21 protein-coding genes, 1 pseudogene and 1 riboswitch are annotated in these 19,204 nt (G+C 72.5%); of the genes and pseudogenes, 16 read left to right on the top strand and 6 right to left on the bottom strand.

Going from position 1 to position 19,204, the window contains the following annotated elements; all coding sequences use genetic code 11:
* Window positions 1–400: pseudogene (locus ACFQ3T_RS23125) on the top strand (anti-sigma factor); the annotation flags it as partial.
* 41 nt (window positions 401–441) lie between these two features.
* Here ACFQ3T_RS23125 and ACFQ3T_RS23120 read toward each other — a convergent pair.
* The gene (locus ACFQ3T_RS23120; protein WP_380725759.1) at window positions 442–1,398 is read right to left on the bottom strand and encodes a zinc-binding dehydrogenase; all 957 of its coding nucleotides are present in this window, start codon (window positions 1,396–1,398) and stop codon (window positions 442–444) included.
* 115 nt (window positions 1,399–1,513) lie between these two features.
* Between ACFQ3T_RS23120 and ACFQ3T_RS23115 the strand changes: the two genes are divergently transcribed.
* Window positions 1,514–2,101 carry a class I SAM-dependent methyltransferase gene (locus ACFQ3T_RS23115; protein WP_380725757.1) on the top strand — a complete coding sequence of 196 codons (588 nt, stop codon included), beginning with the start codon at window positions 1,514–1,516 and terminating at the stop codon, window positions 2,099–2,101.
* A 478-nt stretch (window positions 2,102–2,579) separates the two neighbouring features.
* Window positions 2,580–3,332, top strand: a complete 753-nt coding sequence (locus ACFQ3T_RS23110) for a DUF4383 domain-containing protein (protein ID WP_380725755.1) — start codon at window positions 2,580–2,582, stop codon at window positions 3,330–3,332.
* 213 nt (window positions 3,333–3,545) lie between these two features.
* On the opposite strand, the gene ACFQ3T_RS23105 is transcribed toward ACFQ3T_RS23110, so the two are convergent.
* A complete protein-coding gene (locus ACFQ3T_RS23105; protein ID WP_380725753.1) occupies window positions 3,546–4,490 on the bottom strand; it encodes an aldo/keto reductase in 945 nt (314 codons plus the stop codon).
* An 87-nt stretch (window positions 4,491–4,577) separates the two neighbouring features.
* Here ACFQ3T_RS23105 and ACFQ3T_RS23100 point away from each other — a divergent pair, with 87 nt between their 5' ends.
* The 3 genes from ACFQ3T_RS23100 (at window position 4,578) to ACFQ3T_RS23090 (ending at window position 6,677) form a co-directional block, all read left to right on the top strand.
* Window positions 4,578–5,234 carry a M50 family metallopeptidase gene (locus tag ACFQ3T_RS23100; protein ID WP_380725751.1) on the top strand — a complete coding sequence of 219 codons (657 nt, stop codon included), beginning with the start codon at window positions 4,578–4,580 and terminating at the stop codon, window positions 5,232–5,234.
* A 70-nt stretch (window positions 5,235–5,304) separates the two neighbouring features.
* Window positions 5,305–6,294, top strand: coding sequence for a TIGR03557 family F420-dependent LLM class oxidoreductase (locus ACFQ3T_RS23095; RefSeq protein ID WP_380725749.1), 990 nt, complete (start codon window positions 5,305–5,307; stop codon window positions 6,292–6,294).
* A 92-nt stretch (window positions 6,295–6,386) separates the two neighbouring features.
* Entirely contained in the window at window positions 6,387–6,677 is a 291-nt protein-coding gene (locus tag ACFQ3T_RS23090; RefSeq protein WP_380725747.1) for a WhiB family transcriptional regulator, read from the top strand.
* Window positions 6,678–7,121: 444 nt separating this feature from the next.
* Here the strand turns inward: ACFQ3T_RS23090 and ACFQ3T_RS23085 are convergent, their stop codons facing one another.
* Window positions 7,122–7,913, bottom strand: coding sequence for a SigB/SigF/SigG family RNA polymerase sigma factor (locus ACFQ3T_RS23085; protein WP_380725745.1), 792 nt, complete (start codon window positions 7,911–7,913; stop codon window positions 7,122–7,124).
* Complete coding sequence (locus ACFQ3T_RS23080) at window positions 7,910–8,341, bottom strand: ATP-binding protein (RefSeq protein WP_380725743.1); 432 nt, start codon at window positions 8,339–8,341, stop codon at window positions 7,910–7,912. Before ACFQ3T_RS23080 ends, ACFQ3T_RS23085 begins: the two co-directional genes overlap by 4 nt.
* A 125-nt stretch (window positions 8,342–8,466) precedes the next feature.
* On the opposite strand from ACFQ3T_RS23080, the gene ACFQ3T_RS23075 reads away from it, so the two are divergent.
* Window positions 8,467–9,243 carry an ATP-binding protein gene (locus tag ACFQ3T_RS23075; protein WP_380725741.1) on the top strand — a complete coding sequence of 259 codons (777 nt, stop codon included), beginning with the start codon at window positions 8,467–8,469 and terminating at the stop codon, window positions 9,241–9,243.
* Window positions 9,244–9,299: 56 nt separating this feature from the next.
* On the opposite strand, the gene ACFQ3T_RS23070 is transcribed toward ACFQ3T_RS23075, so the two are convergent.
* Complete coding sequence (locus tag ACFQ3T_RS23070; RefSeq protein WP_380725739.1) at window positions 9,300–9,719, bottom strand: STAS domain-containing protein; 420 nt, start codon at window positions 9,717–9,719, stop codon at window positions 9,300–9,302.
* 430 nt (window positions 9,720–10,149) lie between these two features.
* Here ACFQ3T_RS23070 and ACFQ3T_RS23065 point away from each other — a divergent pair, with 430 nt between their 5' ends.
* The 8 genes from ACFQ3T_RS23065 (at window position 10,150) to gcvP (ending at window position 18,019) form a co-directional block, all read left to right on the top strand.
* Complete coding sequence (locus ACFQ3T_RS23065; protein WP_380725737.1) at window positions 10,150–10,389, top strand: hypothetical protein; 240 nt, start codon at window positions 10,150–10,152, stop codon at window positions 10,387–10,389.
* 9 nt (window positions 10,390–10,398) lie between these two features.
* Window positions 10,399–10,986 (top strand): CDP-alcohol phosphatidyltransferase family protein, encoded by a 588-nt coding sequence (locus ACFQ3T_RS23060; protein WP_380725735.1) that lies wholly within the window; start codon window positions 10,399–10,401, stop codon window positions 10,984–10,986.
* A gap of 58 nt (window positions 10,987–11,044) precedes the next feature.
* Window positions 11,045–11,428 carry a glycine cleavage system protein GcvH gene (gene gcvH, locus ACFQ3T_RS23055; RefSeq protein WP_380725733.1) on the top strand — a complete coding sequence of 128 codons (384 nt, stop codon included), beginning with the start codon at window positions 11,045–11,047 and terminating at the stop codon, window positions 11,426–11,428.
* A gap of 113 nt (window positions 11,429–11,541) precedes the next feature.
* Complete coding sequence (gene garA / locus ACFQ3T_RS23050; RefSeq protein ID WP_033427969.1) at window positions 11,542–12,003, top strand: glycogen accumulation regulator GarA; 462 nt, start codon at window positions 11,542–11,544, stop codon at window positions 12,001–12,003.
* 14 nt (window positions 12,004–12,017) lie between these two features.
* Window positions 12,018–12,701, top strand: a complete 684-nt coding sequence (gene ftsR, locus ACFQ3T_RS23045) for a transcriptional regulator FtsR (protein WP_380725731.1) — start codon at window positions 12,018–12,020, stop codon at window positions 12,699–12,701.
* Window positions 12,702–12,843: 142 nt separating this feature from the next.
* Complete coding sequence (locus ACFQ3T_RS23040; RefSeq protein ID WP_184667478.1) at window positions 12,844–13,317, top strand: bifunctional nuclease family protein; 474 nt, start codon at window positions 12,844–12,846, stop codon at window positions 13,315–13,317.
* 800 nt (window positions 13,318–14,117) lie between these two features.
* Entirely contained in the window at window positions 14,118–14,684 is a 567-nt protein-coding gene (locus tag ACFQ3T_RS23035) for a MerR family transcriptional regulator (protein ID WP_380725729.1), read from the top strand.
* A 200-nt stretch (window positions 14,685–14,884) separates the two neighbouring features.
* Window positions 14,885–14,975: riboswitch (glycine riboswitch) on the top strand.
* A 155-nt stretch (window positions 14,976–15,130) separates the two neighbouring features.
* Complete coding sequence (gene gcvP / locus ACFQ3T_RS23030; protein WP_380725727.1) at window positions 15,131–18,019, top strand: aminomethyl-transferring glycine dehydrogenase; 2,889 nt, start codon at window positions 15,131–15,133, stop codon at window positions 18,017–18,019.
* Between the two features lie 67 nt (window positions 18,020–18,086).
* Here the strand turns inward: gcvP and ACFQ3T_RS23025 are convergent, their stop codons facing one another.
* Window positions 18,087–18,491, bottom strand: coding sequence for a DUF3224 domain-containing protein (locus ACFQ3T_RS23025; protein WP_380725725.1), 405 nt, complete (start codon window positions 18,489–18,491; stop codon window positions 18,087–18,089).
* Between the two features lie 53 nt (window positions 18,492–18,544).
* Between ACFQ3T_RS23025 and ACFQ3T_RS23020 the strand changes: the two genes are divergently transcribed.
* Window positions 18,545–19,204: helix-turn-helix transcriptional regulator (locus tag ACFQ3T_RS23020; RefSeq protein ID WP_380725723.1), on the top strand; the 660-nt coding region annotated here is incomplete at its 3' end.

Here is a 19,204-nt window from a genome sequence, read left to right as displayed (position 1 = left end):
GGTCGTGCTGGGCGGCGGTTTCGCCGTCGGCCGGAGCACCGCGCCCGATCCCGCCGCGGTCGCGCAGCAGTCGTCCCCGCCCGCGCCGCCCGCCGGCACCAAGGTCGGGTCGGCCACCGACCCGGACACCGGCGCGCGGATGACCGTGCAGGTCCGGCCCGCCGCGGGGTGGGTGCGGGTGAACGCGTCCGTCGCGGGCATCGCGCAGGACGCGAAGTGCCGCCTGCTCGTCGTCGCCAAGGACGGCAGCACCCAGGAGGCGGGCAGCTGGCTCGTCTCGTCGGCGGGGGAGAAGGACGGCACGAACCTGGACGGCTCGGCGCTCATCGCGCCCGAGGACGTCGCCGCCATCGAGGTGCGCACCTTCGAGGGCGAGCGGATCGTCACCGTGCCCGTCTAGCCGGGGGTGGGCAGGTCCCCGCGCGGGGACCTGCCCCCTCCTCACGGCTTCAGCACGACCTTGCCCGTGGTGGCGCGGCCTTCCAGCGCCGCGTGCGCCTTGGCGGCCTCGCTGAGCGGGAACGTCGTGGTCAGCGGGGTGAGCCGCTGCTCGGCGAGGGCGCGCAACGACATCTCTTCCAGCCCCCGCAGGCTCGTCCCCTTCATCATCCGCGGCCCCACGGCGACCGTGGCGGTGATGCCGAGGCGGTAGAGGTCGGCGGTCTCGATGCGCGTCGGCTCGCCCGCGGACCAGCCGAACAGGACGATCCGGCCGCCGACGCCCAGCAGGTCGAGGGCCGCGCGGCCGGGCTCCCCGCCGACACCGTCGAGCACCACCGTCACCGGCCCGATCCCGTCCGACCAGCCCGGCCGGGTGTAGTCCGCGGCGACGTCCGCGCCGAGCTCGCGCACCAGGTCCAGCTTGGCGGTGCTCGCCGCGCCGACCACCCTGGCCCCGACCGCCTTGGCCTCCTGCACGAACAACGCGCCGAGCCCGCCCGCGGCCGACGTCACCAGCACCACGTCGTCCGCCGTGATCCCGGCGATCCGCAGCACGCCCACGGCCGTGCGGCCGGTGCCGATCATGGCCACGGCGGCGTCGTCGGACACGTGGTCGGGCAGCGCGTGCAGCGACGCCACGCCGGCCACGGCCAGCTCCGCGTACCCGCCACTGGCCTGCCCGAGGTGGGCGGTGACCCGCTTGCCCAGCCACCGCGCCTCGACCCCCTCGCCGAGCTTGGTGACGACCCCGGCGACCTCGCGCCCCGGCGTCATGGGCAGCTCGGGCAGCGGGAACGGCCCGCCGGCCTCGCCCCTGCGGATCGACGTGTCGAGCAGGTGGACGCCGGCGGCGGACACCGTGATCCGGACCTGGCCTGGGCCGGGTTCCGGGTCGGGCGCCTCCTCGTAGCGCAGGGTCTCGGCCGGACCGAACTCGTGCTGGCGGATGGCGCGCATGTCGGAAGTCCCCTCTGGTGTGAACGTCCGCCACGCTAGGAGTTCGAGCTAAGTCGAGGTCAAGTGATCACGGCGGCCCGGCCAACCCGGGCGGGCGCCCGCACGTCCCCTGGAGGTGACGCACCTCGGGCACTTCGACCACAACGCGCACCACCACCCGTTCCTGCTCGCCCGAGTGCCGGCGGGCGCCCGCACGGCGCTGGACGTCGGGTGCGGCCACGAGGCGTTCGCGCGGAAGCTGGCCGAGCGCGGCCTCGCGGTGACGGCCGTGGACCGGCACGTCGAGGCGTCGGCGCCGGGCGTCGACTTCCGTCGCGCGGACGCGCTGGTGGACGACCTCGGCGGGCCGTACGACTTCGTCTCGTGCCTCGCCGCGCTGCACCACATGCCGCTCGTGCCCGCCCTGACCCGGCTCCGGTCGCTGGTGCGCCCCGGCGGGGTGGTCGCGATCCTCGGCCTGGCCCGCGAGGAGGGCTTCCGGGACCGGGCGCTGAGCCTGGCGTCCGTGCCGCTGAACGTCGTCATGCGGCTGCTGCGGGACGACCCCGTCGACGACGCGCCGGTGCGGGACTGGTCCCTCTCCCTCCGCGAGATCAAGGCGGAAGCGGACGTCCTGATGTCCGGCGCCCGGTTCCGACGGCACCTGTTCTGGCGGTACTCCCTGGTCTGGACAGCCGCAGCGCCCCATTCCCGGACACCGTAATTCCTTTGACGGGAAGCGCGGCCCGACGGGATAGTCGTATCGACACCGCGTCGGTGTCGATACGACCAAGGGGATTCCCGTGAACAGCACCGACACCGAGTGGAACGGCTCGGCGACCCGCGCGTCCGGTGACCGGGGCATGTGCTCCTGAACTGCGCGTACGTGTGATTCGACAAGACGACGCGGAATTGTTCGGATACCGTGGCGAATGAATTCCCACGGTGTTCCACAGCGCATTCCGCGTATCCCGGCGGCCCGACCTTCATGGGGTGGGTCGGGGCGGAAGAACCCCGGCACGGCGGGGTTGTCCGACTCCTGTCGGGAACGGGGGGCGGGTTCGTGCGCCCGCCCCCCGCCTCGGTTCGGCCGACAGGGGGAACGAGGTCGCGCCGGCCTGTTTGCCGTTCGCGGAGGACGGGTAGTCGGTGGGCGTCCGGAGCCCGGCAAACGGGCTCGTGGTCCTCATTTGGAGGGCGTGATGACCCACTCGACCACCGGTCGCGTCAAGGTCGCGGGTCTCCAGCCCGCCCAGGTGCTGGCAGGTCTGACCGGCCTGGTGTTCCTCGCGTTGGGTGTGCTCGGCCTCGTCCGCACCGGATTCGGCGACTTCGCGGGCGATCCGCACTCGACGCTGTTCGGCTTCGGCGTGAACCCGCTGCACAACGTGGCACACCTGGTGTTCGGTGTGCTCGGCCTGCTGATGGCGAGCACGTCCGGCCTGGCCCGGCTCTACGGCTGGCTCCTGTTCGTCTCCTACGGCGCCCTGGTGCTGTGGGGGCTGGCGCTCAGCGACGTCTTCGCCACCAACCCGGTGTCCGGCCTCGGCAACCCGCTGGCGCTCAACACCATGGACAACTGGCTGCACCTCGGCCTGGCCGCGCTCGGCCTGCTGATCGCGGTGCTGCCGGCCCGGCGCAAGATCGTGACCGAGGAGCCCGCGGAACCGGAGCAGCGGCAGATCCCGGAGCCGACCCCGGAAACCCGCTTCGACACGACGCGGACCGACCGGGGGACGGGCATCCGCGACCCGCGGGCCGACCCGGCGACGCAGGAGATGCCGGCCCAGCGCGTCGAACCCGGTTACAACGATCCCCGGGTCGTGGAGCCCCGCCGGGAGGGCGTGCAGCGGGACGAGCGGATCGAGTCGATGGACCCGACCGTGACCCCGCGGCCGACCCAGCCGGTCGACCCCGCCACCACGGAGAAGCACCGCATGTGGCACCCCCGCTAACCCGCTCGCGCTGATCGAACGCCGCGGTGGCGCACCGGTTCCCCGGTGGGCCACCGCGGCGTTTCCGCACACCGTCCCAGTGGTCCGTCCCGGTGGTCCGTCCGATGAGATCCGTCCACGCGGGACAGCGCCGAACCGAGCGCCGGACCGCGTGGCGTCAGGCCGCGTGGGTCAGACCCCGTGGGCCGGGCCGCGTGGGTCAGACCCCGTGGGTCAGACCGCGGCGTCCATCCGCCGGACCTGGTCGTCGTCCAACTCGACCTCCAGCGCGCCCAGCGTCTCCTCCAGCTGCGCGAGAGTGCTGGCGCCCACCAGCGGGATGATGTCCTGCCGCAGGAGCCACGCCAGCACGACCTGGTTGACCGTGGCGCCCAGCTCCGCCGCGACGTCGCGCAGCACCGCGAGCCGCCGCGTGGTGCCGGGGTGGTCGTACTCCTCGCCCAGCGGCTTGTCCCGGTACCGGCCCGACAGCAGCGTCGAGTACGCCACCAGCGCCACGTCGCCCTCGGCCGCCGCGTAGTCGAACAGCTCCTCGGTCATGTGCACGTGACCGGCCTCCGGCAGCCGCACGCCCGGCCGCGGCCGCAGGTAGCTGTACCGCTGCTGCACCGCCGTGTAGAGCGGCCACCCGTTGGCCCGCGACACCGCCCGCGCCCGCTCCAGCCGCCACGTGGCGTGGTTGCTCGCCCCGACCTCCCGCACCGAGCCCGCCTCCACCAGGGACGCGAACCCGCCGAGCGTGTCCTCCAACGTCACCGTGCGGTCCTCGATGTGGCTGTAGTACAGGTCGATGTGGTCGATCCCCAGCCGCTTCAGGCTGCCCTCGGCCGCACGGCGGACGGTGTCGCCGGACAGGCCCTCGGCGTTCTCCAGGCCCGTGCCCGGCGTCAACGGCCGCGCGCCCATCTTGGTGGCGACCACCACCTCGTCCCGGTTGCCCCGCGCGGCCAGCCAGCGGCCGACCGCCTCCTCGCTCTCGTCGCCCGTGCCGCCGTCCCAGAACACGTAGTTGTTCGCCGTGTCGAGGAACGTGCCGCCCGCCTCGGCGAAGCGGTCCATGATGGCGAAGGACGTCTTGTCGTCCACCCACTTGCCGAACGGGAGCGTGCCCAGGCTCAGGGCGCTGACCTCCAGTGAACCGATGCGCTGTCGTCTCATGGGGGTCAGCCTGGGTGCTGGAGCGCGCTCCAGGTCAAGACCTGGACCTCACGTCGGTCCCACCCGCGCCTGGCATGCTGGGCGGCGATGTCGACATTCGCGAAGTGGGCGCCCGCCGTGCTGGCGCTGGCCGTGGTGGCCGGCCCCGGCGTGTGGCGGTTCAGCAGGCACGTCATCACCATCGCGCACGAAGCCGGTCACGCCCTCGTCGCGCTCCTCACCGGCCGCAGGCTGGAGGGCATCAAGCTGAACTCGGACACGTCCGGGGTGACCGTGTCGCGGGGCAGGCCCACCGGGCCCGCCGTGGTGCTCATGTACTTCGCCGGGTACGTGACGCCGTCCCTGCTCGGGCTCGGCGCGGCGGCCCTGGTGACGGCCGGGCACGTCCGGCCGCTGCTGTGGGCGACGGTCGCGCTGCTCGCCGGGGTGCTGGTCATGATCCGCAACGCGTTCGGCGTGCTGTCGGTGCTGCTCACCGGCGGGGCGATGTTCGCCGTCTCCTGGTACGCGACGGCGGAGTGGCAGGGCGCGTTCGCGCTGTTCGTGACGTGGTTCCTGCTGCTCGGCGGCGTGCGGCCGGTCGGGGAGCTGCAGCGCAGGCGGGCCCGCGGCCGCGCGCCGCGGTCCGACGCCGACCAGCTGGCCCGCATCACCGGCGTGCCGGGCCTGGTGTGGGTGCTGCTGTTCGCCGCCGTCACGATCGGGACGCTCCTGCTCGGCGGCCGGCTGCTGCTGCCGCTCTAGTTCGGCCGTCCTTTGTGGACGCCGCGCGGGACGGTGGTTCAGGCGGCCCGGCGCGGGTAACCCGTCGTCCATGGTGAGCATCGGGTACTTCCTCTCCAGCGAGGAGTTCACCCCGCGTGAGCTGGTCGACCAGGCGCGCTGGGCGGAGCGGGCCGGGTTCGAGCGGCTGTGGATCTCGGACCACTACCACCCGTGGAACGACCAGCAGGGCCAGAGCCCGTTCGTGTGGTCCGTGATCGGGGCGCTGTCCGAGGTCACGTCGCTGCCCATCACGACCGCTGTCACCTGTCCGACGGTACGGATTCACCCTGCCGTGGTGGCCCAGGCCGCCGCGACGGCCGCCGTCCAGTGCCGCGGCGGGTTCACCCTCGGCGTCGGCACCGGCGAGGCGCTGAACGAGCACATCCTCGGCGACCGGTGGCCGTCCGCGCCGGAACGGCTGGAGATGCTGGAGGAAGCCGTCGAGGTGATGCGGGCGCTCTGGACCGGCAAGGAGGTCACCCACCGGGGTCGGCACTACACCGTCGAGAACGCCCGCCTCTACACGCTGCCGCCGTCACCCGTTCCGGTGTACGTGTCCGCGTTCGGGCCGAAGGCGGCCGACGTCGCCGGCCGGATCGGCGACGGCCTGTGCTCCACCATGCCCGACCCGTCCTTGATCGAGAAGTTCCGCGCCGCCGGCGGCGACGGCAAACCGACCCAGGCCGGGTTCAAGGTGTGCCACGCGGAGACCGCCGAGGCGGGCGTGAAGACGGCCCACCGGCTGTGGCCGAACGAGCACCTGCCCGGCGAACTGGCCCAGGTGCTGCCGACGCCCCGGCACTTCGAGCAGGCGTCCACGCTGGTCACGGAGGAGGCGGTGGCGTCGGCGCTGCCCGTCGGCCCGGACCCCGAGCCCTACGTGGACGCCGTCCGCGAGTACGCCGACGCGGGCTACGACGAGGTCTACGTCCAGCAGATCGGGCCGGACCAGGAGCGGTTCTTCGCGTTCTGGGCCGAGTCGGTCGCGCCGGAGCTCACCGCCCGGACACCCGCCCCGGGCCAAACCGGCGGGACCTAATCACATCCGATGAGGCGCACCACGTTTGCCGTCCCCGGACCAGCGGGTACGCCGTGATCAAGCACCTGTGACACCGCGAAGGGGGTTCATCCATGACCAGCACCGCGCGCCTGCCCAAGCCCGTCACCGACGTCTGGGACTGGCAGAAGGACGGGCTGTGCCGAGGCCGGGACAGCGCCGTGTTCTTCCACCCGGACAACGAGCGCGGCTCCGCCCGAGCCGCGCGCGAGGACCGGGCGAAGCAACTCTGCGCCCGCTGCCCAGTCCTCGTCCGCTGCCGCGAGCACGCCCTCGCGGTCCAGGAGCCGTACGGCGTCTGGGGCGGCATGGGCGAGGACGAGCGCCGCCGCATCATCGCCGGACGCCGCCGCTCGGCCGCCTGACCACCGCGGCCGACCCGACCGCACCGGACCACCGCGACCGACACCGGCCGCACCGGACCACCGCGGCGGGCGCCGACCGCACCGGACCAGCGCACCCGACCACCCGACCGCACCCCGACCAGGCCACCGGACGACCCGCACGTCCGACCGCCACGCCACCCGGACCGCCGGCGCCCCCATCCCTCGGGAGCCCGGCCACCGGCCGGCACCCAGACCTCCGAGCCCGGGCCGCGGCCCGCCGCTCGACCTGCGGACTGATCGCGGTGCCCGACCCGGAGTTCAACCAGCAGCTCCACCCCCCCGAGTTCCACCCCCGAACTCAACGCGGAGTTCGACACAGGCTTCCGGAGACGGGCCCCGGAACACGACGAGGCCGCCTGACCCACGGGTCAGGCGGCCTCGTCGCGTTCGCGCGCACTCCGCTTCGAGCTGTGCCGCGCCGTCCTATTCGGTCAGACCCTCGCGCAGCTGCCGCAGCGTCTTCGCCAGCAGCCGCGACACGTGCATCTGCGAGATCCCGACCTTCTGCGCGATCTGCGTCTGCGTCATGTTCCCGAAGAACCGCATCACCACGATCTTCCGCTCCCGCTCCGGCAGCTTCTCCAGCAGCGGGTGCAACGCCTCCCGCTGCTCGATCGCCTCCAGCTCGGGGTCCTCCTCGCCCAGCGTGCTGCCCAGCGAGATGGAGCTGTCGTCGGCCACGAGCAGGTCGTCCAGCGACGCGCTGTGGTAGGCGTTGCCGGCCGCCAGGCCCTCGTGGATCTCCTCGCGGCTCAGCCCGAGGTGCTGCGCCAGCTCGCTCGGCGTCGGCGCCCGCCCCAACTCCTGGGACAGCCTCGCCGACCCCGCGTTGATCGCCAGGTGCAGCTCCTTGAGCCGTCGCGGCATCCGCACCGACCAGCTGGAGTCCCGGAAGTACTTCCGGACCTCGCCCATGATCGTCGGCACCGCGAACGACAGGAAGTCGCTGCCCCGCTCCGGGTCGAACCGGTCGACGGCGTTGATCAACCCGACCGTGGCGACCTGCACCAGGTCGTCGTACGGCTCACCCCGGTGCCCGAACCGCCGCGCGATGTGCTTGGCCACCGGCAGGTGCTCGGTCACCAGCTCGTCCCGCAACCGCTCCCGCTGCGGGTCGTCCTTCGACGTCGCGGCGAGCCGGACGAACAGCGGCGCCAGGTGGTCGTAGTCCCCCTGCGTGCCGGACCGTGTCGTGCCCCCGTCCGACCCCGTCACGCATCCACCGTCCCCAGTGACCGCTTGACCAGGTCGATGTGCACCTCGTGCGCGTCCGCCAGCGGCGCGACCCACGTCGTGACCGAGTCGACCAGCGCGCTCAGCACGCGCCACCCGAAGCTGTCCCGGTCGGGCGGCGCGGACGCCTGCGAACCCACCTTGGTGAACACCTGGACCGACCCGTCCGCCACCACGAACTGGGCACTGAGGACGGCGTCCGGCGCGGCCAGCGAGATGAGCGTCGAGCACGCCTCGTCCACCGCCAGCTTCAAGTCCTCGATGGAGTCCAGGTCGAAATCCTGCCGCATGGCGATGTCGGCGGCCACGGCCCGGACGATCGACAGCTGCGTCGGATCGGCCGCCATCCGCAACTCGACCCCGGTCAGGGCGTTCTCCGACTCACCGCTGCGCGGCTCAGTGTGCGACACGCTCACCTCGTCGTCCGTTCTGTCTGGTTGTGCTGCTGAAGCTATCGGTACCCGAACTGATCGTCGCTCACACGTGTAGGCGACGCGCGGGCTGGGAAGACTGACTGGTGCGACGGGGAGGCCTTTTGACCGATCAACTCGCGGACCACCACTGGGGAGTCGAGTTCCCGGCCCTGGCCGAGGAGCTCTCGGCGATCCGTGCCCGCCTCGACGCCTGGCTCGTCCGCGAAGGGCTGGGCGAGGACGACCGGTACGACCTGCTGCTGGCGGTGAACGAGGCAGCCAGCAACGCCATCGAGCACGCGTACGGCCAGGGCGGCCGGGGCACCGTCCACATCGAGGCCGAGGCCCGACCGGACGGCGCCATCCGCGTGACCGTCACCGACCACGGCGCGTGGCGCGTGCCACGTCCCGCGCTGTCCACCAGGGGCCGCGGGCTGCTGCTCATGCGCGAGAACGTCGACGAGGTGCTGGTGGACCGCCAACCCGACGGCACCACCGTCACCCTGGTCCTCGCGCCGAGCCGCCGGTCGTCCGGCGCGACGGCGCTGCCACCGCCGCCCGCCGCACCGCCGCAGCCACCGCCCGAGCCGGTGGTCGTCACGTCGCGCGACGGCTGGGTCGAGGTCACCGTGCTGGGCGACGTGCCCTCGCACGCCGCCCCGGCCATCCGCAGACGCATCCTGACCGCCGCCCGCGGCGGCACCGTTCCGGTCGTCGTCGACCTGCGCGCCCTCGGCAGCCGCAACGAAGGCCTCATCCGCGGCCTCCGGGCCGTCGCCGAGGCCGCCGCGGCGGCCGGCAACCGGCTCGTCGTGCGAGCCCCCGAAGACGGCCACGCCCGCCGCGCACTCGTCGCGGCGGGCGTGGATCAGGTCATCGACATGGTGCCGCACGGCTAGAACCGCCCCGCCCGACACCCGTGGGCTCGACACCGTTGGTCGGCCCGGTCTGCCGTTCAGCGGGCCTCGTCGGCCGCCAGCGCGGCGTCCACGGACTCGAACACGCTGAACACCTCGCCCAGACCGGTCGCGGCCAACGGGCGGGTCACCGCGCGCTCGACGGCCACGACGCGGAACGCCGCGCCACGCCGCTTGCCCTGCTGCGCCGCCTCGACCAGCACGGCCAGACCGGCCGAGCCGAGGAAGCTCACCCCGGACATGTCCAGCACGACGGTGGTGCCGGCGTCGATGTGCCGCAGGACGTCGGCCCGCAGCTGCGGCGCGGTCAGCATGTCGACCTCTCCGCTCACCGACACCACGGTGACGCTCTCGGTCACCGTGCGGACGGTGAGGCCGAGCTGCCCGTTGCGCGGGCTGGTGGTCGCAGCGGACACGGCTCCGCTCGTCGCCACGACGTCCGGATCCTGAACCGTCACGAGGGTCTCCTCTTCACCTGGAACAGCTGAGTGGGAAGCCCGGTTTGCGCGAAACGCGCGCAGCACTGAACAGCAGCGTGGCGGAACGTGCCCGCTAGCCGGACTCCCCGGCGCGGCTGTTGGCTCAACCGCTGCGCCACCCACGGTACGGAGCCCGTGGCGACACCACAAGCGCGCGGGTGGCGACCCGTCACGTACCAGTGTAATGGGCGTGTCGGTGTGCGGCGGGTGACGCACGGTGAGCGGTTTGAGGCCACCGGGGCCGGCTACACCTCGGGGGAAGGGGCTCGCGCAGCTCGGCGACGGAACCTGCCGGTGGGCGCGGAGCCCTCCGGAACGAAAGGTGGTCTCGACCACAGTCGCGCAGAATCCTGTGTCGGGGATAACGCCACGACCGCCGTGCGCGACAACCCTTGTGGAGGGATTGACGATGAGCACCAGAACGGAAACCGAGTCCGAGCCCGCGAAGCACCGGGCGGCGCGTGCCGGCGCGACCGGCGCGGGAACGCTGCCCACAGCCCCGTGCAGCGTGGTCTGGAGCAAGGGCCACGCCTACGTGCTCGAAGGTTTCCGGGCCCGCTGGGTCGGCGTCGACGACCGCGGCCGACCGCAGGCGCTCACCGGTGACGAACTGCAACGCCGTGGCTGGAGCCGCACCCGCGCGCACTAGGGTTCGCGTGTGTCGCCCGATCCAGCCGACCGGCTGCTGACCATCCCGAACGCGCTCAGCGTGCTGCGCCTGCTCGGCGTGCCGCTGTTCCTGTACCTGCTGCTGGGGCCGCAGGCCGACGGCTGGGCGCTCGTGGTCCTGGTCGCCGCCGGCCTGTCCGACTGGCTGGACGGCAAGATCGCCCGGTGGCTCGACCAGGCGAGCAGGCTCGGCGCCCTGCTCGACCCGGCCGCCGACCGGCTGTACATCCTCGCCACGCTGGTCGCGTTCGTCGTGCGCGACATCGTGCCGTGGTGGCTGGCCGCGGTGCTGGTGGGCCGCGAGGTCGTCGTCGGCGCCTGCCTGCCGGTCCTGCGGGCCCGCGGCTATGGCCCGTTCGAGGTCAACTACCTGGGCAAGGCGGCCACGTTCAACCTGCTGTACGCGTTCCCGATGCTGCTGCTCGCGCAGGGCACGTCCACGGCCGCGCAGGTCGCCCGGCCGGTGGCCTACGCGTTCATGGTCTGGGGCGGTGCGCTCTACCTCTGGTCCGGCGTGCTCTACGTCTACCAGTTCGCCCTCGCGCTGCGCCGACGGCCGGGGGTCGCGCCCGTCTGAACGGGACGTGGGAAGATCCGGCAGCGAAGATCCACCGTCATTGAAGGAGCACACCGCGGTGATTCCCGAGGAGCTCAAGTACACCGAGGAACATGAGTGGGTGCTGCGCACAGGTGAGGACACCGTGCGCGTGGGCATCACCGACTACGCCCAGGAGCAGCTCGGCGACGTGGTGTTCGTCCAGCTGCCCGAGCTCGGCGAGCAGGTCGGGGCCGGCCAGACGCTGGGCGAGGTGGAGTCCACCAAGAGCGTCTCGGACATCTACGCGCCGCTCGCCGGTGAGGTCGTCGCCCGGAACGACTCGTTGGACCAGCAGCCCGACCTGGTGAACACCGACCCGTACGGCGAGGGGTGGATGGTGGAGCTCCGACTGGACGACCCGGCCGCGGTCGACGACCTGCTCGACGCCGCCGCGTACCAGGAGCTGGCGGCACAGGAGTGACGTCGATCTTCCGGCGGCTCTTCGGTCGGTGGGGGAGCCGCTCCTCAGACAAGGGTTCGGGCACGATAGGTTCTAGCGGTCTCGACGGTTCCAGCAGCAGGAGGAGAGCTCAGGTGAGCACGAACGACGGGCCAGGCGTTCCGCCAGAGCAGTCCCCGGAGCGGACCTCCGTGTTCCGGGCCGACTTCCTCGCCGAGGTCGAGGGCGCCGAGGCGCCCGCCCAGGAGCCGGCCGTCGCCGGCGTCGACGCGCTGCCCGCTGGGTCGGCCCTGCTCGTGGTCAAGCGCGGTCCCAACGCGGGATCCCGGTTCCTGCTGGACCGCGACACGACCAGCGCGGGCCGGCACCCCGACAGCGACATCTTCCTCGACGACGTGACGGTGTCCCGCCGGCACGCGGAGTTCCGCCGCGAGGGCGGCGAGTTCGTGGTCATCGACGTGGGCAGCCTCAACGGCACCTACGTGAACCGCGAGCCCGTCGACCAGGCGGTCCTGGCCAACGGCGACGAGGTGCAGATCGGCAAGTTCCGCCTCGTGTTCCTGACCGGTCCGGGCGCCGGGGGCCAGGGGGCCTGAGCGATGGGGCTCCGGTGACGGCGGCCGGGCGGCCACGCGGGGGGTTGAGCATCGGGGCCGTGCTGGCGCAGCTCCGGTCCGACTTCCCCGACGTGACCATCTCCAAGATCCGATTCCTGGAGTCGGAGGGGTTGGTCCGCCCGGCGCGCACGGCCTCGGGGTACCGGCAGTTCGCCTCGGCGGACGTCGAGCGCCTGCGGTACATCCTGGCCGCGCAGCGGGACCGGTACCTCCCGCTGAAGGTCATCAAGGAGCAGTTGGACGCGGCCGACCAGGGCGCGGGCAAGGCGTTGCGGGCGGTCGACCCGGCCCCCGCGGCCGGGCACCGCGTCACCCGCGAGGACCTGCTGGCGCGGGCCGGCATCGAGCCGGGCGTGCTGGCCGAGCTGGAGCAGCACGGCCTGCTCAAGGCGGGTGCGGGCGGCTTCTACGACCACGAGGCCGTGCAGATCGCGTCCACCGTGCGGGCGATGGTCGAGCACGGGGTGGAGCCGCGGCAGCTGCGGTCGTTCCGGGTCGCCGCCGACCGCGAGGTCGCGCTGGTGGACCAGGTCGCGACGGCGGGGCGGCGGCAGCGTGATCGGGCCGGAGGCGACGAAGTCGTGCGCGAGCTCGGGGCGCTCTCGGTAACCCTGCACACGCTGCTGCTGAAGGTCGGCCTGCGCGACGTCGCAGGTGGCCGGGTTACACCGAGGTGAACCCGTGTCCGCATCGTGATCCGAAGCGGCCGGGCAGTTGCGCACAGGGCCCGCTTGGCGGGTAGCGTCGAAAGGGTACGTGGGGGATCCTCGTGGTAGCGGGGACGCCAGAATTTCAGCGCGCTGAGGGAGGCGAGACCCGATGAGCGAGATGCGCGTCGTCGGCGTGCGGGTGGAGTTGCCCGCCAACCAGCCGATCCTGCTGCTGCGCGAAACCGAGGGCGAGCGGTACCTGCCGATCTGGATCGGATCGGTCGAGGCCACGGCGATCGCGTTGGAGCAGCAAGGTGTCCGGCCTGCCCGGCCGTTGACGCACGACCTGCTCAAGGACGTCATCGGCGCCCTCGGCCGGCAGCTGGAGCAGGTGCGGATCACGGACCTGCAGGAGGGCACGTACTTCGCCGAGCTGGTGTTCGACGGCGACGTCCGGGTGTCCGCGCGGCCGAGCGACTCGGTGGCGCTGGCCCTGAGGATCGGCGTGCCGATCCACGCCGAGGAGTCCGTGCTGGCGGAGGCGGGCCTGATCATCCCGGACGAGCAGGAGGACGAGGTCGAGAAGTTCCGCGAGTTCCTCGACTCCATCTCGCCGGAGGACTTCCGGGGCGCCGACACGTAGCCCCGGCCGCGGGCTCGTTCTCCCGGTCTCCGGTTTCCGGTCCCGGCTGCCTTCGGCTCTCGGCTCTGGTCTGCGCTCTCGGCTCTGGTCGACGGCTCGTCGAGCGCGACGCCCGCTGAGGATGACGCCCCGCCGACGACGGCTTACTGGGCTGCGGCGGGAAGCACATGAATGCTTCGCAGGGGTCCCCGCCAAGGGGACCCCTGCTTTTACCCTGCCATGAACCCACGACAATCGGGCGCGATCATCCGCCGCCTGTGGACAACTGCCGAGGTCCGGCCGGCGCGTGTCTGACCCGCGTTCGGCTGGCGGGTTCGGCTGGCGGAAGCGGTTCTGGGGGTGTGGCTTCCTCGCTTGCCGTCCGATCCACGCGGCCGGTTCCATTCGCCCGGCTCCACCGACGCGCCGTGCGCGATTCCACACGGCGCTGGAGGGGCGGTGGGGTGACACTGGCGAGTGGGCAGGGATGCCGGCCTCGGGCTGTGGCTGGTCTGTCGTGGGCGTGTGCGGTGCGCTGTTGGGCGGTGCCGCGTCCCACTTTCAGGCGTCACGCGGGTGGGTTACACAACGTCAACGTTCTAGGGCTAAACGATCACTAAACGTCACCCGAATGGCTTACGACAGGCGTCTCTCTCAACCTCAACCTGAGGTTGAGGTCAGACACGCCCCGCGCGTCGCGTTGACCTGCCCCCTAGGCGGTCTTACCGTCGAGCTCAGGTGAATTGCCACGGTGTGATTCGGCACCGCGGCGGCTTCACGTTGGTCGCCGGTCGTCGTGACCGGACCGAGGGGAGGCAGGCGTGGTCGAGGAAGCGCCCATCCGGGCCGGATCCGGCGAACAGGGTGAGCTGTTCCCGGACTCCTCGCTGCCGGACGAACTCGTCGGGTACCGCGGCCCCGCCGCGTGCCAGATCGCGGGCATCACCTACCGCCAGCTGGACTACTGGGCACGCACGGGCCTCGTCAACCCGACCATAAGGAGTGCCCACGGCTCCGGGAGCCAACGGCTGTACTCGTTCAAGGACATCCTGGTCCTCAAGGTCGTGAAGCGGCTGCTGGACACCGGCGTCTCGTTGCAGAACATCAGGGTCGCGGTCGACCACCTGCGCCGCCGCGGCGTGCAGGACCTGGCCCGCATCACGCTGTTCAGCGACGGCACCACGGTCTACGAGTGCACGTCGCCGGAAGAGGTCGTGGACCTGCTCCAAGGCGGCCAGGGCGTGTTCGGCATCGCCGTCAGCGGGGCCATGCGGGAGATCAGCGGCACGATCCACGAGTTCCCCGCGGAACGCGCCGACGGCGCCGAGATCGTGGAGTCGGCCGACGACGAGCTCTCGCGCCGCCGCCGCACCCGCGCCATCGGCTGACCCGGCGGACGCGACGCCCGACGGCGACCGGTGGACCGGTCACCGCCCACCCGCCGCGCCGACCGTCGGCACGTGCCCGTCGCGGTAACCGCGAGCACCCCGCCGGCCACCTGCCGGGATCGCCGTTCGCGCACTGAGATCCACGTCGCGCCCGTGCCCTGGCGGCCGGTGCGGCGGGTACGATTCCGCGCGTAGTCGCTTTATCCCGTGCGGGAGAGTCCGAGCCAGCCTCGGCGCCGAAGGAGCAAATCCTCCCCGGAACCTCTCAGGCGCAAGGACCGTGCGGGTGAGACGCCTCTGGAAAGCGGGTCGGGCGAACCGACCGACCCCGCCGACGGTGCAAGCCCGACAGCCGGGTGAAGCTCTCAGGCGCCCGACCGCGGGCAGAAGACAGAGGGGGAGGGCAACGGCAGCAGTGTGCCCGTAGCCCGCCTGGAGGCGCATCAATGACGCAGGACCGCATCCCCCTCGCCGCACTTGAGCACGGCACCCCCTTCGCCGACCGGCACGTGGGCCCGCGGCCCGCCGAGCTGGCCCGCATCCTCGACGTCATCGGCGTCGGCTCCCTGGAGGAGCTGGCGCAGCGCGCCGTGCCCGAGTCGATCCGCGAGCGCGACCTGGTGCTGGACCTGCCGTCACCCGCCACCGAGACCGAGGCTCTGGCCGAGCTGCGCGCCCTCGCCGCGAAGAACCGCCCGATGGTCCAGATGATCGGCCTGGGCTACTACGGCACGACGACGCCGCCGGTCATCCGCCGCAACGTGCTGGAGAGCCCGGCCTGGTACACGGCGTACACGCCCTACCAGCCGGAGATCTCCCAGGGCCGCCTCGAAGCGCTGCTGAACTTCCAGACGATGGTCGGCGACCTGACCGGCCTGCCGTTGGCGAACGCCTCGATGCTGGACGAGTCCACGGCCGCCGCCGAGGCGATGACGCTGGTCCGCCGCGCGGGCAAGTCGAAGTCGGCCAAGTTCGTGGTGGACGCGGACACGCTGCCGCAGACGCTGGCCGTCATCGAGACCCGCGCCGAGCCGCTGGGCATCGAGATCGTCACCGCGGACCTGTCGCAGGGGCTGGAGGGGCTCGGCCTGGGCGGCGACTTCTTCGGCGTGCTGCTGTCGTACCCCGGCGCGTCCGGCGTGGTGCGCGACCACGCGGGCGTGATCGAGGAGATCCACAAGGCGGGCGCGCAGGCGGTCGTCGCCGCGGACCTGCTGTCGTTGACGCTGCTGCGCCCGCCCGGCGAGATCGGCGCGGACGTCGTGGTCGGCACCACCCAGCGGTTCGGCGTGCCGATCGGGTTCGGCGGCCCGCACGCCGGCTACATGGCGGTGCGCCAGGGCCTGGAGCGGCAGCTGCCGGGACGGCTCGTCGGCGTGTCCGTCGACGCCGACGGCTCCCTCGCCTACCGGCTCGCGCTGCAGACCCGCGAGCAGCACATCCGCCGGGAGAAGGCGACCAGCAACATCTGCACCGCGCAGGTGCTCCTCGCGGTGATCGCGTCCATGTACGCCGTCTACCACGGCCCGGAAGGGCTGAAGGCGATCGCGACCCGTGCCCACCGCATGGCGACGGTGCTCGCCGCGGGCCTCGCCGAGGCGGGGGTGGAGGTCGTGCACGGCGAGTTCTTCGACACCGTGCGCGCCCGCGTCGAGGGCCGTGCCGCCGACGTCGTCTCCGCCGCCCGCGACCTGGGCGTGAACCTGTGGCAGGTCGACGCGGACGTGGTGTCGATCGCGTGCGACGAGACCACCACGCGCGACCACCTGGAACGGGTGTGGAAGGCGTTCGGCGTGACCGTCGCCGACGTGGACGGCCTGGACGCCGACACCGCCGACGGCATCCCCGCCGACCTGCGCCGCACCAGCGACTACCTGACCCACCCGGTGTTCCACGCGCACCGCTCCGAGACCGCGCTCCTGCGCTACCTGCGCGCGTTGTCGGACAAGGACGTGGCGCTGGACCGCAGCATGATCCCGCTGGGCTCCTGCACGATGAAGCTCAACGCGACGGCCGAGATGGAGCCCGTCACCTGGCCCGAGTTCGCCGACCTGCACCCGTTCGCGCCCGCGTCCGACGCCGAGGGCCTGCTGACCATCGTGTCCGACCTGGAGCGGTGGCTCGCCGAGGTCACCGGCTACGACGCGGTGTCGTTGCAGCCCAACGCGGGCAGCCAGGGCGAGTTCGCGGGCCTGCTCGCGATCCGCGCCTACCACCGCGCCAACGGCCACGCGCACCGTGACGTGTGCCTGATCCCGTCCAGCGCGCACGGCACCAACGCCGCGTCCGCCGTGATGGCCGGGATGCGGGTCGTGGTCGTGAAGTGCGACGAGCGCGGCAACGTCGACCTCGACCACCTGAAGGCGACGGTCGAGGCGCACCGCGACGACCTGGCCGCGATCATGCTCACCTACCCGTCGACGCACGGCGTGTACGAGGACACCGTGCGCGAGGTGTGCGGGCTGGTGCACGACGCGGGCGGGCAGGTGTACGTCGACGGCGCGAACCTCAACGCCCTGATCGGCCTCGCCCAGTACGGCAAGTTCGGGTCGGACGTGTCGCACCTGAACCTGCACAAGACGTTCTGCATCCCGCACGGCGGCGGCGGCCCCGGCGTCGGCCCGATCGGCGTGCGCTCCCACCTGGCGCCGTTCCTGCCGAACCACCCGTTGCAGCCCACCGCGGGCCCGGAGACCGGGGTCGGCCCGATCAGCGCCGCGCCGTGGGGTTCGGCGTCGATCCTGCCGATCTCGTGGGCGTACGTGCGCATGATGGGCGCGGACGGCCTGCGCCGGGCGACGCTCACCGCGGTGGCGGCGGCGAACTACGTGGCACGGCGGCTGGACGAGCACTTCCCCGTGCTCTACACCGGCGAGGGCGGTTTCGTGGCCCACGAGTGCATCCTCGACCTGCGGCCGATCACCAAGGCGACCGGTGTGACGGTGGACGACGTGGCGAAGCGGCTGGCCGACTACGGGCTGCACGCGCCGACCATGTCGTTCCCGGTGGCGGGCACGCTGATGGTGGAGCCGACCGAGAGCGAGGACCTCGGCGAGATCGACCGGTTCATCGACGCGATGATCGCGATCCGGCAGGAGGTCGAGCGGGTCGGCTCGGGCGAGTGGCCGGTGGACGACAACCCGCTGCGCAACGCGCCGCACACGGCGGCGTCGATCGCAGGGGAGTGGGACCACCCGTACAGCCGTGAGGTGGCCGTCTTCCCGGCCGGGACGTCGGCCCCGAAGACCTGGCCCCCGGTGCGCCGCATCGACGGCGCGAAGGGCGACCGCAACCTGGTCTGCTCCTGCCCGCCGGTCTCCGCCTACGGCGGCTGATCACCCTTCGGAACCCCGGTCGCGAGCCCGTGCTCGCGACCGGGGTTCCGCGCGTTCGGGCGTGGCGTCAGGCGATCTCGTAGTCCAGCTCGAACCGGCCCGGCTCGCCGTGGACCCACGTGACGCGGCCCGTGCCGGTGAGCCCGGTCAGGCCGCCGGAGGCGGAGACGACGGTGAAGGCGCCGTCCGCGACGCCGTCCCGGTAGCCGCCGGTGTGGTGGAGCACGAACGAGCCGTCGCGGCCGTCCAACGTGCCGGTGACGACCTCGTACCCGGTCGAGTGGCAGGTCTCCCCGTCCGGGTACGACATGACGAACCGCATGTCACCCACAGCTCGCAACGCGCCGGTGTACGCGACGGTCATGCCGCCGGTCGTCTGCTTCGGGCCGGTGACCTCGTCGTAGCGCCTGCCGTCCCAGGTGTGCTCGTCCCAGCTCGTCAACTCGGCGCTCGCGGTGGCGTGTGTGGTCATGCCGGGCATCGTGCCGCCGGTACCTGACAGGGCGTGTCAGGAAGGATGGCGGCATGCGCGCGAGTCGGCTGCTGTCGCTGCTCCTCCTGCTCCAGTCGCGTGGCCGGATGACGGCCCGCGAGCTGGCCGACGAGCTGGAGGTGTCCATCCGGACCATCTACCGGGACGTCGAGGCGCTTGGCGCGTCCGGGGTGCCGGTGTACGCCGACCGCGGCCCGGCGGGCGGGTACCGGCTGGTCGACGGCTACCGGACCCGCCTCACCGGCCTCACCACCGAGGAGGCCGAGTCGCTGTTCCTGGCGGGGATGCCCGGTCCGGCGGCCGAGCTCGGGCTGGGCGCGGTGGTGGCGGCGGCGCAGCTGAAGGTGCTCGCCGCGCTGCCCCCGGAGCTGCGGTCGCGGGCGGGACGGGTGCGGGAGAGGTTCCACCTGGACGCGCCCGGCTGGTTCCGCGGTGACGAGGGGACGCCGCACGTCGCCGGGATCGCGGACGCGGTGTGGCGGCAGCGCCGGCTGCGCATCCGGTACGTCCGGTGGGCGCAGGTGGAGGTGGAGCGGACCGTCGAGCCGTTGGGCCTCGTGCTCAAGGCGGGCACCTGGTACCTCGTCGCGCGCGCCCACGGCCGGCCCGGAGACGGCGGCCGTGCGGACGACCGGCGGACGGACGCGCGCCGGCCGGACGCGCGGCTGACGGACGCGCGGCGGACGGATGGC

The organism is Saccharothrix hoggarensis, from assembly GCF_042678885.1.
Taxonomy (GTDB): Bacteria; Actinomycetota; Actinomycetes; order Mycobacteriales; family Pseudonocardiaceae; genus Actinosynnema; species Actinosynnema hoggarensis.
The sequence above is the reverse complement of the archived record's forward strand: the minus strand, read 5'-3'. Positions and strand labels throughout refer to the sequence as shown.

Bases quoted from the DNA above. Each gene is read 5' to 3' on its own strand.
- ACFQ3T_RS23120 (WP_380725759.1), bottom strand. From the start codon at position 1,398: ATGCGCGCCATCCGCCAGCACGAGTTCGGTCCGGCCGAGACCCTGCGC.
- ACFQ3T_RS23110 (WP_380725755.1), top strand. From the start codon at position 2,580: ATGACCCACTCGACCACCGGTCGCGTCAAGGTCGCGGGTCTCCAGCCC.
- ACFQ3T_RS23105 (WP_380725753.1), bottom strand. From the start codon at position 4,490: ATGAGACGACAGCGCATCGGTTCACTGGAGGTCAGCGCCCTGAGCCTG.
- ACFQ3T_RS23100 (WP_380725751.1), top strand. From the start codon at position 4,578: ATGTCGACATTCGCGAAGTGGGCGCCCGCCGTGCTGGCGCTGGCCGTG.
- ACFQ3T_RS23095 (WP_380725749.1), top strand. From the start codon at position 5,305: ATGGTGAGCATCGGGTACTTCCTCTCCAGCGAGGAGTTCACCCCGCGT.
- ACFQ3T_RS23090 (WP_380725747.1), top strand. From the start codon at position 6,387: ATGACCAGCACCGCGCGCCTGCCCAAGCCCGTCACCGACGTCTGGGAC.
- ACFQ3T_RS23065 (WP_380725737.1), top strand. From the start codon at position 10,150: ATGAGCACCAGAACGGAAACCGAGTCCGAGCCCGCGAAGCACCGGGCG.
- ACFQ3T_RS23040 (WP_184667478.1), top strand. From the start codon at position 12,844: ATGAGCGAGATGCGCGTCGTCGGCGTGCGGGTGGAGTTGCCCGCCAAC.
- gcvP (WP_380725727.1), top strand. From the start codon at position 15,131: ATGACGCAGGACCGCATCCCCCTCGCCGCACTTGAGCACGGCACCCCC.
- ACFQ3T_RS23025 (WP_380725725.1), bottom strand. From the start codon at position 18,491: ATGACCACACACGCCACCGCGAGCGCCGAGTTGACGAGCTGGGACGAG.